The sequence below is a fragment of the Streptomyces spinoverrucosus genome (assembly GCF_006539505.1).
GTDB classification, from domain to species: Bacteria; Actinomycetota; Actinomycetes; order Streptomycetales; family Streptomycetaceae; genus Streptomyces; species Streptomyces spinoverrucosus.
Genome location: NZ_BJND01000035.1, coordinates 1 through 13,424 on the forward strand (window position 1 = coordinate 1; position 13,424 = coordinate 13,424).

At 71.1% G+C, this 13,424-nt stretch carries 14 protein-coding genes; 9 read left to right on the top strand and 5 right to left on the bottom strand.

Annotated elements, in window-relative coordinates; translation table 11 throughout:
• From SSP24_RS23235 to lysA, 4 genes are all read left to right on the top strand, one after another.
• On the top strand, nucleotides 1–563 hold a 563-nt coding region (locus tag SSP24_RS23235; RefSeq protein ID WP_141311621.1), incomplete at its 5' end, for a winged helix-turn-helix domain-containing protein.
• A 2-nt stretch (nucleotides 564–565) separates the two neighbouring features.
• The gene (locus SSP24_RS23240; RefSeq protein WP_229866290.1) at nucleotides 566–3,130 is read left to right on the top strand and encodes a DUF4118 domain-containing protein; all 2,565 of its coding nucleotides are present in this window, start codon (nucleotides 566–568) and stop codon (nucleotides 3,128–3,130) included.
• 123 nt (nucleotides 3,131–3,253) lie between these two features.
• A complete protein-coding gene (locus tag SSP24_RS23245; protein WP_141311622.1) occupies nucleotides 3,254–3,604 on the top strand; it encodes an SAV_915 family protein in 351 nt (116 codons plus the stop codon).
• Nucleotides 3,601–4,923, top strand: coding sequence for a diaminopimelate decarboxylase (gene lysA / locus SSP24_RS23250; protein WP_141311623.1), 1,323 nt, complete (start codon nucleotides 3,601–3,603; stop codon nucleotides 4,921–4,923). The genes SSP24_RS23245 and lysA overlap by 4 nt, the downstream gene beginning before the upstream one ends.
• A gap of 147 nt (nucleotides 4,924–5,070) precedes the next feature.
• On the opposite strand, the gene SSP24_RS23255 is transcribed toward lysA, so the two are convergent.
• From SSP24_RS23255 to SSP24_RS42965, 3 genes are all read right to left on the bottom strand, one after another.
• Complete coding sequence (locus SSP24_RS23255) at nucleotides 5,071–5,277, bottom strand: DUF5999 family protein (RefSeq protein WP_141311624.1); 207 nt, start codon at nucleotides 5,275–5,277, stop codon at nucleotides 5,071–5,073.
• 410 nt (nucleotides 5,278–5,687) lie between these two features.
• Nucleotides 5,688–6,281, bottom strand: coding sequence for a hypothetical protein (locus SSP24_RS23260; protein ID WP_141311625.1), 594 nt, complete (start codon nucleotides 6,279–6,281; stop codon nucleotides 5,688–5,690).
• A gap of 251 nt (nucleotides 6,282–6,532) precedes the next feature.
• Nucleotides 6,533–6,679 carry a hypothetical protein gene (locus SSP24_RS42965; protein ID WP_167529672.1) on the bottom strand — a complete coding sequence of 49 codons (147 nt, stop codon included), beginning with the start codon at nucleotides 6,677–6,679 and terminating at the stop codon, nucleotides 6,533–6,535.
• Between the two features lie 163 nt (nucleotides 6,680–6,842).
• Between SSP24_RS42965 and SSP24_RS23265 the strand changes: the two genes are divergently transcribed.
• Both SSP24_RS23265 and SSP24_RS23270 read left to right on the top strand, forming a co-directional pair.
• Nucleotides 6,843–8,360, top strand: a complete 1,518-nt coding sequence (locus tag SSP24_RS23265; RefSeq protein WP_141311626.1) for a glutamate-cysteine ligase family protein — start codon at nucleotides 6,843–6,845, stop codon at nucleotides 8,358–8,360.
• 145 nt (nucleotides 8,361–8,505) lie between these two features.
• Nucleotides 8,506–9,306: a CPBP family intramembrane glutamic endopeptidase gene (locus SSP24_RS23270; protein WP_141311627.1), complete on the top strand. Its 801-nt coding sequence runs from the start codon at nucleotides 8,506–8,508 to the stop codon at nucleotides 9,304–9,306.
• A gap of 7 nt (nucleotides 9,307–9,313) precedes the next feature.
• Here SSP24_RS23270 and SSP24_RS23275 read toward each other — a convergent pair whose 3' ends face one another.
• On the bottom strand, nucleotides 9,314–10,123 hold the full coding sequence (locus tag SSP24_RS23275) for a PhzF family phenazine biosynthesis protein (RefSeq protein ID WP_141311628.1): 810 nt from the start codon (nucleotides 10,121–10,123) through the stop codon (nucleotides 9,314–9,316).
• 184 nt (nucleotides 10,124–10,307) lie between these two features.
• Here SSP24_RS23275 and SSP24_RS23280 point away from each other — a divergent pair, with 184 nt between their 5' ends.
• Nucleotides 10,308–10,946, top strand: coding sequence for a PadR family transcriptional regulator (locus SSP24_RS23280; protein ID WP_141311691.1), 639 nt, complete (start codon nucleotides 10,308–10,310; stop codon nucleotides 10,944–10,946).
• A gap of 66 nt (nucleotides 10,947–11,012) precedes the next feature.
• Here SSP24_RS23280 and SSP24_RS23285 read toward each other — a convergent pair whose 3' ends face one another.
• On the bottom strand, nucleotides 11,013–11,441 hold the full coding sequence (locus SSP24_RS23285) for a type II toxin-antitoxin system Rv0910 family toxin (RefSeq protein WP_141311629.1): 429 nt from the start codon (nucleotides 11,439–11,441) through the stop codon (nucleotides 11,013–11,015).
• Nucleotides 11,442–11,766: 325 nt separating this feature from the next.
• On the opposite strand from SSP24_RS23285, the gene SSP24_RS23290 reads away from it, so the two are divergent.
• Complete coding sequence (locus SSP24_RS23290; RefSeq protein ID WP_141311630.1) at nucleotides 11,767–12,312, top strand: Clp protease N-terminal domain-containing protein; 546 nt, start codon at nucleotides 11,767–11,769, stop codon at nucleotides 12,310–12,312.
• 77 nt (nucleotides 12,313–12,389) lie between these two features.
• Nucleotides 12,390–13,391 (top strand): EamA family transporter, encoded by a 1,002-nt coding sequence (locus tag SSP24_RS23295; protein WP_174864697.1) that lies wholly within the window; start codon nucleotides 12,390–12,392, stop codon nucleotides 13,389–13,391.
• Nucleotides 13,392–13,424 lie beyond the last annotated feature (33 nt).

Genomic DNA, 13,424 nt, shown 5'->3' on the forward strand with positions numbered 1-13,424 from the left:
CGGCCGCCCGCCAGCCCGACGTCGTCATGCTCGACCTCGGGCTGCCCGACATGGACGGCGTCGACGTCATCAAGGCGCTACGTGCCTGGACCCGCGTGCCCATCCTGGTGCTGTCGGCCCGTCAGGCGTCCGACGAGAAAGTCGCCGCGCTGGACGCGGGAGCCGACGACTACGTCACCAAACCGTTCAGCATGGACGAGCTGATGGCCCGTCTGCGGGCCGCCGTACGCCGCACCGAGGAGACCCCGCTCGCCCCCGAGACCACGCAGGTGGAGACGGACGAGTTCACCATCGACCTGCTCGCCAAGAAGGTCGTGCGGGACGGCCACGACGTACGGCTCACCCCGACCGAATGGCATCTGCTGGAGATCCTGGTCACCAACCCCGGCCGGCTCATCACACAGAAGCACCTGCTCCAGGAGGTCTGGGGGGTCTCCCAGAGCAACAAGACCAACTACCTCCGGGTCTACATGGCCCAATTGCGCCGCAAGCTGGAAGCGGACCCCTCGCACCCTCGCTATCTCATCACCGAACCCGGCATGGGTTACCGCTTCGAAGGATGAACATGGCACGCGGCAAGCTGCGGATCTACCTCGGTGCGGCACCCGGCGTGGGCAAGACGTACGCCATGCTGTCCGAGGCGCACCGGCGTATCGAGCGCGGCACGGACTGCGTGGTGGCCTTCGTGGAACACCACAACCGGCCGCGCACCGAGGTGATGCTGCACGGCCTGGAACAGGTCCCGCGCCGGGAACTGCACTACCGCGACACGGTGTTCACCGAGATGGACGTCGACGCGGTCCTGGCCCGCCGGCCGAAGGTGGTGCTCGTCGACGAACTCGCCCACAGCAACATCCCCGGCTCGCGCAACGCCAAGCGCTGGCAGGACGTGGAGGAACTGCTCGCGGCCGGCATCGACGTGATCTCCACCGTCAACATCCAGCACCTGGAGTCGCTGGGTGACGTCGTGGAGTCGATCACGGGGGTCCGGCAGCGGGAGACCGTGCCGGACGAGGTGGTGCGGCGGGCGGACCAGATCGAGCTGGTCGACATGTCGCCGCAGGCGCTGCGCCGCCGTATGGCGCACGGGAACATCTACAAGCCCGACAAGGTGGACGCGGCCCTGTCGAACTACTTCCGCCCGGGGAACTTGACCGCCTTGCGCGAGTTGGCGCTGCTGTGGGTGGCGGACCGGGTCGACGAGTATCTGAAGCAGTACCGCAGTGAGCACCGGGTGTCGAAGATCTGGGGTTCGCGGGAGCGGATCGTGGTGGGTCTGACCGGTGGTCCGGAGGGGCGGACCCTGATCCGGCGTGCCGCCCGCTTGGCGGAGAAGGGCGCCGGTGGCGAGGTGCTGGCCGTCTACATAGCGCGCAGCGACGGCCTCACGGCCGCCTCACCGAAGGAACTCGCGGTCCAGCGCACCCTCTTGGAGGATCTCGGCGGCACCTTCCACCATGTCATCGGCGACGACATACCGGCCGCGCTGCTGGACTTCGCGCGCGGCGTGAACGCTACCCAGATCGTCCTCGGCGTCTCCCGCCGCAAGACCTGGCAGTACGTCTTCGGACCGGGCGTCGGCGCGACGGTCGCCCGAGAGTCCGGTCCCGACCTCGACGTTCACCTCATCACGCACGACGAGGCGGGCAAGGGACGTGGCCTGCCCGTCGCGCGCGGCGCGCGCCTCGGCGGGCTGCGCCTGCTGTGGGGCTGGCTCGTCGGGGCGCTCGGCCCGGTCCTGCTCACCTTCCTGCTGACGAGCGTCGCTCCAAGCGTCGGCCTCGCCAACGACATGCTGCTTTTCCTCTCGCTGACGGTGGCGGCGGCGCTGCTCGGCGGGCTGCTCCCGGCGCTGGCCTCTGCCGTCGTCGGCTCGCTGCTGCTGAACTGGTACTTCACGCCGCCCGTGCACACCCTGACCATCGCCGACCCCAAGAACATTGTCGCCATCGCGATCTTCATCGGCGTCGCGGTGTCCGTGGCGTCGGTGGTCGACCTCGCCGCCCGGCGCACGCACCAGGCCGCCCGACTGCGGGCGGAGTCGGAGATCCTCTCCTTCCTCGCCGGCAACGTGCTGCGCGGCGAGACCAGCCTGGAGGCCCTGCTTGAGCGGGTGCGGGAGACCTTCGGCATGGAGTCGGTGGCGCTGCTGGAGCGCGAGAGCGAGGTGGCGCCCTGGACCTGCGCGGGCAGCGTGGGACCGCGTCCGGCCGGGTGCCCCGAGGACGCGGAGGTCGACATGCCGGTCAGCGACCGTATGTCGCTCGCCCTGACGGGCCGGGTGCTGCCCGCCGAGGACCGGCGCGTCCTGGCCGCGTTCGCCGCCCAGGCCGTGGTCGTACTGGACCGCCGCCGCCTCCAGGAGGAGGCCGACCAGGCCCGCACGCTGGCCGAGGGCAACCGCATCCGTACGGCGCTGCTCGCCGCCGTCAGCCATGACCTTCGTACGCCTCTCGCCGGTATCAAGGCGTCGGTCACCTCGCTTCGTTCGGACGACGTCGAGTGGTCCGAGCAGGACCAGGCGGACCTCCTGGAGGCGATCGAGGAGGGCGCCGACCGCCTCGACCATCTGGTGGGCAACCTGCTCGACATGTCGCGCCTGCAGACCGGCACGGTCACGCCGATCATCCGCGAGGTCGACCTCGACGAGGTCGTGCCGATGGCACTCGGCGGGGTCCCCGAGGACAGCGTCGAACTGGACGTCCCCGAGACCCTGCCGATGGTCCACGTCGACAAGGGCCTGCTGGAGCGGGCGGTCGCCAACGTGGTGGAGAACGCGGTCAAGTACAGCCCGGACGGTACGCCCGTGCTGGTCGCCGCCAGCGCCATCGCCGACCGCGTCGAGGTGCGGGTCGTGGACCGGGGACCGGGCGTGCCCGACGAGGCGAAGGACCGCATCTTCGAGCCGTTCCAGCGGTACGGCGACGCCCCGCGCGGGGCCGGAGTCGGCCTCGGCCTCGCAGTCGCCCGCGGGTTCGCCGAGGCCATGGGCGGCACCCTCAACGCCGAGGACACACCCGGCGGCGGGCTCACGATGGTGCTGAGCCTGCGGATGGCGCCCGGCCGGGGCGCGGCTGTGGTGGCCCAGGGGCGTACGGACGGTGTCAACACACCATCAGCGTCGGCCTGAACGGCGTCAGCATCGCGTCAGGGGGTGGCCCGGGCCCCCGGGTGCCGGGCATAGCGTCGAAGGCGAGCCCCGGTCCGCCTCCCCGCGTCCGGGGCCCTCACACTGACTCCTCCGGAGGCATCCATGACCGAACTCCTCTGCGGCGACGACCCCGAGCCCTCTGATCCGTTCCCGGCCGGACCACTGTTCGTCCCGGTCCGGCCGGGCCCGGCCGGGTGTGCGGTACGCGTCTTCCGCACACCGCTCGGCGACCGTACGGCCGTCGCCTTCACGTCCGCGCGCAGCCTGGCTGCCGTACTCGGCACCGGGCAGCGCTGGATCAGGCTCGCCGAACCCGCCCTGCGCGAACTGACCGCCCCGCTCGGTGTCACCGCCGTCACGGTGGACCCGGCGTTCTCCGCACCTGCCCCCCGGCCGCTCCCGAGCTGGGACTCCGAGGCGGCCCTCACCCCGGCCGAAGGGACCGCGCGATGACGACACTTCACGAACCCGTGCGCACCGACCTGTCGGTGTGGCCCGCGTCCACCACCGAACCCCGCCCTGGCGACCTCACGGTGGCCGGCGTACCGCTCGCCGAGGTCGCCGACCGCTTCGGCACCCCCGTCTACGTCCTCGACGAGGGCGAGGTGCGCGAGCGCTGCCGCACGTATCTGCACGCCTTCCCCGACGCCGACGTCCTGTACGCGGCCAAGGCGTTCCTGTGCCGGGCCGTGGTCCACTGGATGGCCGAGGAGGGGCTCGGTCTCGACGTCTGTTCCGCCGGTGAGCTGGAACTCGCGGTCACCACCGGCTTCCCGCCCGAGCGGATCGTGCTGCACGGCAACGCCAAGTCGCCGCACGACCTGCGGACCGCGCTGCGCCTCGGTGTCGGCCGGATCGTCATCGACAGCCCCTCGGAGATCTCCCGGCTGGCCGCGGCGGTGGGGCCCGAGGGCCACCAGAAGGTCATGGTCCGCGTGGTGCCCGGCATCGGCGCCGGCGGCCACGACAAGATCCGCACCGGCACCGACGACCAGAAGTTCGGCCTCTCCCTCTCCGACGGCTGGGCCCAGCACGCCATCGCCCGCATCCTGGGCCGGCCGCAGCTCGAACTGACCGGCCTGCACTGCCACCTGGGCTCGCAGATCACCAGCGTCAAGCCGTACCTGGCTGCCGTACGCCGCATGGTGGGCCTGATGGCCCGGCTGTACGACCAGCACGGCCTGATCCTGTCCGAGCTCGACCTCGGCGGCGGCCACGGCATCGCCTACGGGCCCGGCGAACCGGCCCTGGACGTCACCGCCCTGGCCCGCCGTATCCGCGCGGAGCTGACCGAGGCCTGCACGGCGGCCGGGCTGGACGTGCCCCGCCTGCTCGTCGAACCGGGCCGGGCGATCGTGGGCCCGGCGGGCATCGCCCTGTACCGCGTCCTGGCCGTCAAGCGCACCGGCCCGCACCTGTTCGTCGCCGTCGACGGCGGCATGAGCGACAACCCCCGGCCCGCCCTGTACGGCGTGCGCTACGCCCCCCGCCTCACCGGCCGCCTCAGCACGGCACCCATGGCCCGGATGACCGTCGTCGGCCGGCACTGCGAGGCGGGTGACGTCCTGGCCGCCGACGTCGAACTACCCGCCGACGTACGCCCCGGCGACCTGCTCGCCGTCCCCGTGGCCGGCGCCTACCACCTGTCCATGGCCTCCGGCTACAACCTGGTCGGCCGCCCACCGGTGGCCGCCGTGGCCGACGGCCACGCCCGGCTGCTCGTCCGCCGGGAGTCGCTGGCGGACATCCGCAGCAGGGACGTAGGCCTGTAGTCGCCACCCCCTATGTGCCCGATCCGGGTGCGGGCGACCACGGGGAGTGACGGCATCCGGACACGCGTCGGGGCCGGTGCGCGGTGGGAATCGCGTCCGGCCCCAGGTGTGTCCGGGCGGTGCGCGGTGGCGCCGCCCTGGTGCTGCTCAGGCGGCGGTCATCACCTGGCTGCCGGCCGGCAGCCGGTGCGGGGCGATGATCTGGCCGTCCGGCAGGAGCTCACCGGTGTCCTCGAAGAGCACGACACCGTTGCACAGCAGGCTCCAGCCCTGCTCCGGGTGGTGCGCCACGAGACGGGCGGATTCCCGGTCGGCGGAGTCGGCGGTCGGGCACGGTGGTTGGTGCTGGCACATGGAAGGGATCTTTCGCTCTGTTGTGTCGTTCATGGCCGCCCCCGTTTGCGATAAGTCGGTCGAACCCAGTGTTGCCCTACGGGCGACTTTCCGCAGGGATTTCGCTGCACCGCTTCTTCACAGGTTGATGACGCCTCACCCGCGCGGATGGTTCATCCCAACTGCACTGTCCCATCGGGTGGTTCGGGGTGGCCGGATGGGGCTAGTCCGGGCGGGGCGGGCAGTTTTTCGTCTCGTACGAGCGATTGGGCACTCGTGCGAGCGAGTGTTTTTGCTCGGGTGAGTTGTAGAGGGCTCCGACGAGCGAATTGCCCCGCCTGAAACGCCGGAAACAGTGGCGTACCCCGCCACCCGGAGTCCGGCGGCGGGGTACGGGAGACGGAGTTCGCTGCGTGACGTCCGGTCGGCTGTCAGGCCGGTGAGCCGAGCAGTGGGGTGGGCGGGGCCGGCGGCACCCGGGGGGTCAGCACCGGGAGCAGCTCGGCGAACCGGTGCGGGCGGTTGGCCGCGATGCCGGGCGGGGCCGGGGCCAGCGGGACGAGCAGATCGGTCGCCGCGGGGTGGCCGGCGGTGCCGTCGGAGGTGCAGTCGCCGTGCAGCCAGAGCGTGAGCATGTAAAGGCCCGGCACGGACAGCAGGCGGGGTTGGTACGACTGGGTGAGCGTCTCGGCCTGGCGCAGCGCGCGCTCGGTGGAGACGATGTACGGCCCTTCGAAGAAGTGCGAGAACGCCCAGCCGTCCGGCGTCAGCATCGTCTCCGCCGCGGCCACCACGTGGTCGCCGGAGCGGATCAGGAAACGCCAGCCTGCCAGTCGGGTGACCGGCTCGCCCTTGGCCGTGATCCGCTCCAGTACATGGACCGGCAGCGGCAGCTCGGGCGTGACGGGGCCCTGGGCGCTGCGCAGGGCGGGGGTTCGGGCCTCGCGGACCGCGGTGGGGGAACCGAGGGCCGTGAGGACGGAGCGAAGTGCGGGCGCGGGAGCCGGAGGGACATGCAGCGGCATGGTGGGTCGCCTCTCATTCGACAGGCAGGGCGGCGCGAGGGGGCGGGGGCGGACGGCGCTGTCAGCTCACGGGGACAGAGAGGCGGGGGCCGGGTCTGCGAAGCGATGGTGGGTGTGAGGCCTGCCGGGCGTGATCACGACGACAGTTTCCTCCGACCATGGCGCCAGCCTTCTGCCCTGTCGACCGAGTTTATACGACATTTGTTCAGCCGGTGTTTCGTCTAACCGCTTCCGGGCACTCGCACAAGAGTTCATTCGGTCGGTGATACGTGGAAATCATCCCGATTCCACAGGGGGTGCACGGCGATGACCTCGGGGAATGCCCGCACCGCGGTCGGCCAATTCTCGTCGGCGTTTTTCACGAGGTCCTCGGCGGCGAAAAGTGCTCGCTGCCCCATGCCCGGTGAATGTGCCACCGATCTTCTTTGGCCCAAGTGACCAGAGTAGCGACTGCGGCCGTTCACCGGGGGCGTTATGGATCGCTCGGGCTGGGCATCATCCACCCTGACCCGGACACCGGCGGCCGGATCTTCGGCCCGCCCACCGAGGAGGGACGCTTCGATGGGGGAGAAGGTCGTGGCGGGCGCGTTCGACCTGTCCGATCGCCAGCGCTACCGCACGAAGCTCCGGCAGTGTCTGCGGGGGCTGGAGCGACTGCTGGAGGAGAAGCGGTTCGACCGGCCGAAGAACCTCATGGGGCTGGAGATCGAACTCAATCTCGCCGGCGCCGACGGTCTGCCCAGAATGCTCAATGGGGAGGTCCTTGAAAGAATCGCGAGCCGAGATTTCCAAACAGAACTCGCCATGTTCAACCTGGAAGTCAACATAGCCCCACATCGACTTGGTGGGCGGGTATTCGATCGGCTCGCGGAAGAGCTCCGTACGTCCCTGGCATATGCCCACCGGAAAGCGGGCGAGGTGGACGCCGGAATCGTGATGATCGGTATTCTGCCGACCCTCGAACGGGACGATCTGGTCTCCTCGAACCTGTCCGACGTGGACCGCTACGTCCTGCTCAACGACCAGATCGTGGCCGCCCGGGGCGAGGACTTCACGCTGGACATCGACGGTGTGGAGCATCTGACCTGCACGTCGAAGTCGATCGCGCCGGAGGCCGCCTGCACGTCCGTGCAGCTGCACCTTCAGGTCACGCCGGGGCGGTTCGCCGACGTGTGGAACGCCGCGCAGGCGGCGGCCGCCGCGCAGATAGCGATGGGCGCGAACTCGCCCTTCCTGTTCGGCCGGGAGCTGTGGCGCGAGTCCCGGCCGCCGCTGTTCCAGCAGTCCACCGACACCCGCCCGCCCGAGCTCCAGGCGCAGGGGGTCCGGCCGCGCACCTGGTTCGGGGAGCGGTGGATCAGTTCGGCGTACGACCTCTTCGAGGAGAACCTGCGCTACTACCCCGCACTGTTGCCGATCTGCGACGACGAGGACCCGCTGGCCGTGCTCGACGCGGGCGGCGTACCGAAGCTCGCCGAGCTGGTGCTGCACAACGGCACGGTGTACCGCTGGAACCGGCCCGTCTACGGCATCGCCGACGGCGTCCCCCACCTGCGCGTCGAGAACCGCGTCCTGCCCGCCGGGCCGACCATCACCGACGTCATCGCCAACGCCGCCTTCTATTACGGCGTCATCCGCGCGCTCGCCGAGGACTCCCGGCCGGTGTGGACCCGGCTGCCCTTCGAGGCGGCCGCGGCCAACTTCGACGCCGCGTGCCGGTACGGCATCGAGGCGCGCTTCACCTGGCCGCGGCGGGGGCGGTACGGCGGCACGACCGAGGTCGACGCGGTGAGTCTCGTCCGCGACGAACTGCTGCCGCTCGCCGAGGTCGGGCTGGACGCGTGGGGTGTCGAACCGGCCGACCGGGACCTCTACCTCGGCGTGATCGACGAGCGTTGCCGACGTCGGGTGAACGGGGCGTCCTGGCAGGTCGCGACCTTCCACCGGGCCCTGGAGAGCGGTCTGTCCCGCGAAGCCGCGCTGGCCGCGACGACGCGCCGCTATGCGGAGCTGATGCATCAGGGGGAGCCGGTGCATACGTGGCCGGTGGGGTTGCCGGAGGCTGCGCAGTTGGGGTGACCACGACGGCACAGACCGGCGATGCCGCTGCGGCGGAGAAGAGATGTGCACGGCAACTCATGGGGCCGTCGGCCCCTGCTGCCTGGTCGCGGTCGTCGACAGTCCATGATGGGGGCGTTACGCGACCACTCGACTGGAGGCAGGCGTGCAGGGTGAGGCGGGGACCGTGGATGGGGCCGCGTCGGGCGAGGTGCCGTCGCGGCGGGTGCTGCGGGACGAGACCCTGCTCGTGCTCGGTGTCTCGCTGGGCGCCAGCGCCGTGTCCGCCGTCATCAGTTTCGTCGGGTCCGTCACCAAACCCGGTGGGCTGAAGGACCAGGCCGCCACCCTCAACGCCTCCGCCGCCCCCGGCCGCCCCTGGCTCGATCTGGCCTGGCAGCTGTTCGGCATCACCACCGCGCTGATCCCCGTCGCCCTCGTCGCGCACTTCCTGCTGCGCGAGGGGCAGAGCCTGAAGACCCTCGGTTTCGACCGCACCTGCCCCTGGCCCGACCTCGGGCGCGGAGCCGCCATCGCCGCGGTGATCGGCAGCACCGGCATCGCCTTCTACCTCGCCGCACGCGGCCTCGGTTTCAACCTCACGGTCGTCCCCGAGGCCCTGCCCGACGTGTGGTGGAAGTACCCGGTGCTCATCCTTTCGGCCCTGCAGAACTCGATCCTCGAAGAGGTCATCGTCGTCGGCTACCTGCTGCGCCGGCTCGACCAGTTGGGCTGGTCGCGCGGCGCCGCGCTGGCGGCCAGCTCCGTGCTGCGCGGGTCGTACCACCTCTACCAGGGCATCGGCGGCTTCATCGGCAACATGGTGATGGGCGTCGTCTTCGTCTACCTCTACCGGCGCTGGGGCCGCGTCGGCCCCCTGGTGGTCGCGCACTCGCTGCTCGACATCGGGGCGTTCGTGGGGTACGCCCTGCTCGCCGGGAAGGTGGACTGGCTGCCCACGGCCTGAGGCGCCGTCAGGCGAGCAGCTCGCCCTCGATCACCGTCACCGCCCGGCCGCTCAGCAGCGTGCGCTCGCCGCGCAGTTCGGTGCGCACGCGGCCGGAGCGGGGCGATGCCTGCAGGCCGGTCAGCTCGGCGCGGCCGAGGCGCTCGGACCAGAACGGGGCCAGCGCGGTGTGGGCGCTGCCGGTGACCGGGTCCTCGTCGATGCCGACGTTCGGGAAGAAGCACCGGGAGACGTAGTCGTACCCGAGGGCCGGGTCCTCGGCGCGGGCGGTGGCGATGATGCCGCGCGTCGAGTGGGCGGCGATGGCCTTGTGGTCGGGGCGCAGGGCGTGGACGGTCTTCTCGTCGGCGAGCTCCACCAGCAGGTCACCGACGTTCGGGCCGGTGTCCAAGACCGCCCGCGGCTGCGCGCCCAGGGCCTCGGCGAGCCCCTCGGGCGCGTCGACGGGCGTGAGCGGGGCGGTGGGGAAGTCCAGGGTGATCGAGCCGTCGTCGTGGGGCGTCGCCATGAGGACGCCGCTGCGGGTGGCGAACCGTACCGGGCCCTCGTGGGCGCCGGTGGTGTGCAGGACGTGGGCCGTGGCGAGCGTGGCGTGGCCGCACATCGCGACCTCGGTCGCCGGAGTGAACCAGCGCAGCGCCCAGTCGGCCTCGCCCCCCTCGGGCAGCGGGTGGGCGTAGGCCGTCTCGGCGTGGTTGACCTCCAGGGCCACCTTCTGCAGGCAGTCGTCCTCGGGGAAGGCGTCGAGGAGAAGGACCCCGGCCGGGTTGCCGGCGAAGGGGCGGTCGGTGAAGGCATCGACGATTCGAATCCGCATGGCCATGACGGTAGGAGCGGCCGAAGCCGCAGACCAAGGCCAATTCGCGATCTCTGGACCGTTTCTGGATGCGGCTGTCTGTCGGTGAGGGTTGCCAGCCGACTGCTTCCGATATATCGTTGAGGCATCGCGACAGGTCAACGGTAGATCTGCGCTAGATCAACGAACGTTTGGAGTGATGGCAATGCACAGCCACGGATACGAGCATGGACACGGTCACGGCGGTCCCCGGCGCGGTCGGGGCGACTTCGACGGACGGCGTGCGGCCTTCGGCCCCTTCGGGCCGGGCGGACACGGCTTCGGCCACCACGGCGGCCCGGGCGGTTTCGGCGGCTTCGGTCCCGGCCCCTGGGGCGGACGAGGGCGCGGCGGGCCCAGGGGGAGGGCGCGGCGCGGTGACGTACGCGCGTCGATCCTCGCCCTGCTGAAGGACCGGCCGATGCACGGCTACGAGATGATCCAGGAGATCGCCGAGCGCAGCGGCGGGGCGTGGAAGCCCAGCCCCGGCTCGGTGTACCCCACCCTCCAGCTACTGGAGGACGAGGGGCTGATCGCCAGCGAGACCGAGGGCGGCAAGAAGCTGTTCTCGCTCACCGAGGCGGGCCGCACGGCCGCCGAGGAAGGCCCGGACGCCCCCTGGGAAGAGGCCTCGCGCGGCGTCGACTGGGAGGCCCTCAGCGAGATCCGCCAGGCCGGCTTCGGTCTGATGGAGGCCTTCAGCCAGGTCTGGAAGACCGGCGACAAGGAGCAGCGCGAGAAGGCGCTCACGGTCATCAACGAGGCCCGCAAGAAGCTGTATCTGATCCTCGCCGACGAGGACTGACAGCAGCCGTACGGCACCACAGGCGCCCCGTGGAGCGATCCGCGGGGCGCTTTGCCTGCCGTTCGTTCAGGCCACCAGCCCCGCCAGCTTGCGCAGCGACTCGTTCAGTGCGGCCGTCGCCGAGTCCTTGAGCTTGCCCGCCATCAGCGAGACCGCCGCGCCTGTGAACTCCCCGTCGATGCGCACCGTCGTGGCGTCGCCGTCGGGGGTCAGTGTGTAGCGCGTGGCGACCGTGACGGACATCGGCCCCTTGCCGCGGATGGCCAGCACCCGGGCCGGTGTCAGTTCCTCCACGGTCCACTCGACCTCGGCCGGGAAGCCCATGAGCTTCATGTTCTCCTGGAAAGTCGCGCCGACCTCCAGTACGGCGGGTCCGCCCTTGGGGAAGCTGGTGTGGGTCGCGTTCCACTCCCCGTACGCGGACCAGTCCGTGAGCTGGGCCCACACCTTCTCGGCCGGCGCCCCGATGCGTGCCTCCGCGCTGACTTCGGCCATGCGACCACCCCTTCGTGTCGGGCTTCGGTGTCGCGGAACGTAGCCGCAGGGCCTGCAACATTCAATACTGATGAACCGTCAGGAAATGTGGACGCGCTCAGACGCTCTCACACGCGCTCCGCGGTGTGAGCGGTGCGGGACGGTCGACGGGGCATGATGGCCGCGTTGGGGGTGCATGGCAAGGCGGCGCACGCCCCCATGGCCGATACGGCCTGATGTCATCCGTAAGGAGGAGATTCCCGCCGGTGATGTCCGCTGGGTGTGGGACGCGAAAATGGTTCTGGCTGGGGATGACGGGATCCAAGGGGGCTGATGGGGTAGGGGTGTGCAATTCCCGATCCCCCGGCAGCAGGCCGACGAACAGTCCGGTGTGGACAACGATGCCAGGCTCAGCGCCGAGCTGGCAGCGGTGGTCGCGGCTGCTCGCAGGCGGGCCGTGCGGGACGGGGACCGGCAGATCGACACCGCCCATCTGCTCCATTCGCTCCTGGAGTACGACCCCCAGGTGCGCGCCGCCTTCGACGGCGAGCCCCAGATCGCCCGGCTGCTCGGCTATCTCGTGCAGCGCAGCATCGGCTACGGCCTGCGCTGGCAGAGCACCGTCGAGGACTCCGGCGCGATCCCGGTCGTGACCGGGGACGCGGGCTACTCGCCGCTGGCCGCCACGGCGATGTCGTACGCCGGTGAGCGGGCCGCCCGTCGGGGCGACGGCCCGGCCCACGGCGTCGATCTGCTCGCGGGGATCGTGGTGGACCCCCGGTCGCGGGCCGTGGAGGTGCTGGAGCGCGCCGGGGTGGACGTGCCCGAGCTGTTCATGCGGATCGAGCACGGCTCACAGGAGTACGTCGGGGGCGCCGAAGCCGGTTGCTGACCGATGCCGGACGTCCAGCCGGTGAGACAGGAGTCATCAGGGGTGACGGTCATGTCGTCGCCTGTCATCATGTCCGGGTGCATACGTCAGTCAGCAGTCGGGGCGGCCGCGGCAAGGGTGCCGGGCTCGCGCTCGCGCTCGGGTCGGCCCTCGCCTTCGGCGGATCGGGAGTCGCGGCCAAGCCGCTGATCGAGGCGGGCCTCGACCCGCTGCACGTGGTGTGGCTGCGGGTGGCCGGGGCGGCCCTGGTGATGCTGCCGCTCGCCGTGCGCCACCGCGCGCTGCTGCGCCGCCGCCCCGCGCTGCTCGCCGGGTTCGGACTGCTGGCCGTCGCCGGTGTGCAGGCCTGCTACTTCGCCGCGATCTCCCGCATCCCGGTCGGTGTCGCGCTGCTCGTCGAGTACCTCGCGCCGGCCCTGGTGCTCGGCTGGGTGCGGTTCGTGCAGCGGCGGCCGGTGACGCGTGCGGCGGCGCTCGGCGTGGTCCTCGCGGTCGGCGGCCTCGCCTGCGTGGTCGAGGTGTGGTCCGGACTCGGCTTCGACGCCCTCGGGCTGCTGCTCGCGCTCGGCGCAGCCTGCTGCCAGGTCGGCTACTTCGTGCTGTCCGACCAGGGCAGCGACTCCGGCGCCGACGCCCCGGACCCGCTGGGCGTGATCGCCTACGGCCTCCTGATCGGCGCCGCCGTGCTGACCGTCGTGGCCCGCCCCTGGGGCATGGACTGGTCGGTGCTCGCGGACTCCGCGCACATGGACGGCACCGCCGTCCCGGCCGTCGCACTGCTGGCCTGGATCGTGCTGGTCGCGACCGTCGTCGCGTACGTCACCGGCGTGCTCTCCGTGCGCCGGCTCTCCCCGCAGGTCGCGGGCGTGGTGGCGTGCCTGGAGGCGGTCATCGCGACCGTCCTGGCCTGGGTGCTGCTCGGGGAGCACCTCTCGGCGCCGCAGATCGTGGGCGGCGTGGTGGTTCTCGTCGGGGCGTTCATCGCGCAGTCGTCGACGCCCGCGAAGGGGTCTGCGGAGCCGGTGGCGGCCGGTGGCGGGCCCGAACGCGAGTTGTCGGCCCGGGGTACGGCTACGTAAGGTGCTGACCATGCATTCGGACGCACGCGTTCT

Excerpts from the sequence above, each read along its gene's own strand:
- SSP24_RS23265 (WP_141311626.1), top strand. The coding sequence starts at position 6,843 with ATGGGGGAGAAGGTCGTGGCGGGCGCGTTCGACCTGTCCGATCGCCAG.
- SSP24_RS23245 (WP_141311622.1), top strand. The coding sequence starts at position 3,254 with ATGACCGAACTCCTCTGCGGCGACGACCCCGAGCCCTCTGATCCGTTC.
- SSP24_RS23260 (WP_141311625.1), bottom strand. The coding sequence starts at position 6,281 with ATGCCGCTGCATGTCCCTCCGGCTCCCGCGCCCGCACTTCGCTCCGTC.
- SSP24_RS23285 (WP_141311629.1), bottom strand. The coding sequence starts at position 11,441 with ATGGCCGAAGTCAGCGCGGAGGCACGCATCGGGGCGCCGGCCGAGAAG.
- lysA (WP_141311623.1), top strand. The coding sequence starts at position 3,601 with ATGACGACACTTCACGAACCCGTGCGCACCGACCTGTCGGTGTGGCCC.
- SSP24_RS23275 (WP_141311628.1), bottom strand. The coding sequence starts at position 10,123 with ATGCGGATTCGAATCGTCGATGCCTTCACCGACCGCCCCTTCGCCGGC.
- SSP24_RS23255 (WP_141311624.1), bottom strand. The coding sequence starts at position 5,277 with ATGTGCCAGCACCAACCACCGTGCCCGACCGCCGACTCCGCCGACCGG.
- SSP24_RS42965 (WP_167529672.1), bottom strand. The coding sequence starts at position 6,679 with ATGGGGCAGCGAGCACTTTTCGCCGCCGAGGACCTCGTGAAAAACGCC.
- SSP24_RS23280 (WP_141311691.1), top strand. The coding sequence starts at position 10,308 with ATGCACAGCCACGGATACGAGCATGGACACGGTCACGGCGGTCCCCGG.
- SSP24_RS23240 (WP_229866290.1), top strand. The coding sequence starts at position 566 with ATGGCACGCGGCAAGCTGCGGATCTACCTCGGTGCGGCACCCGGCGTG.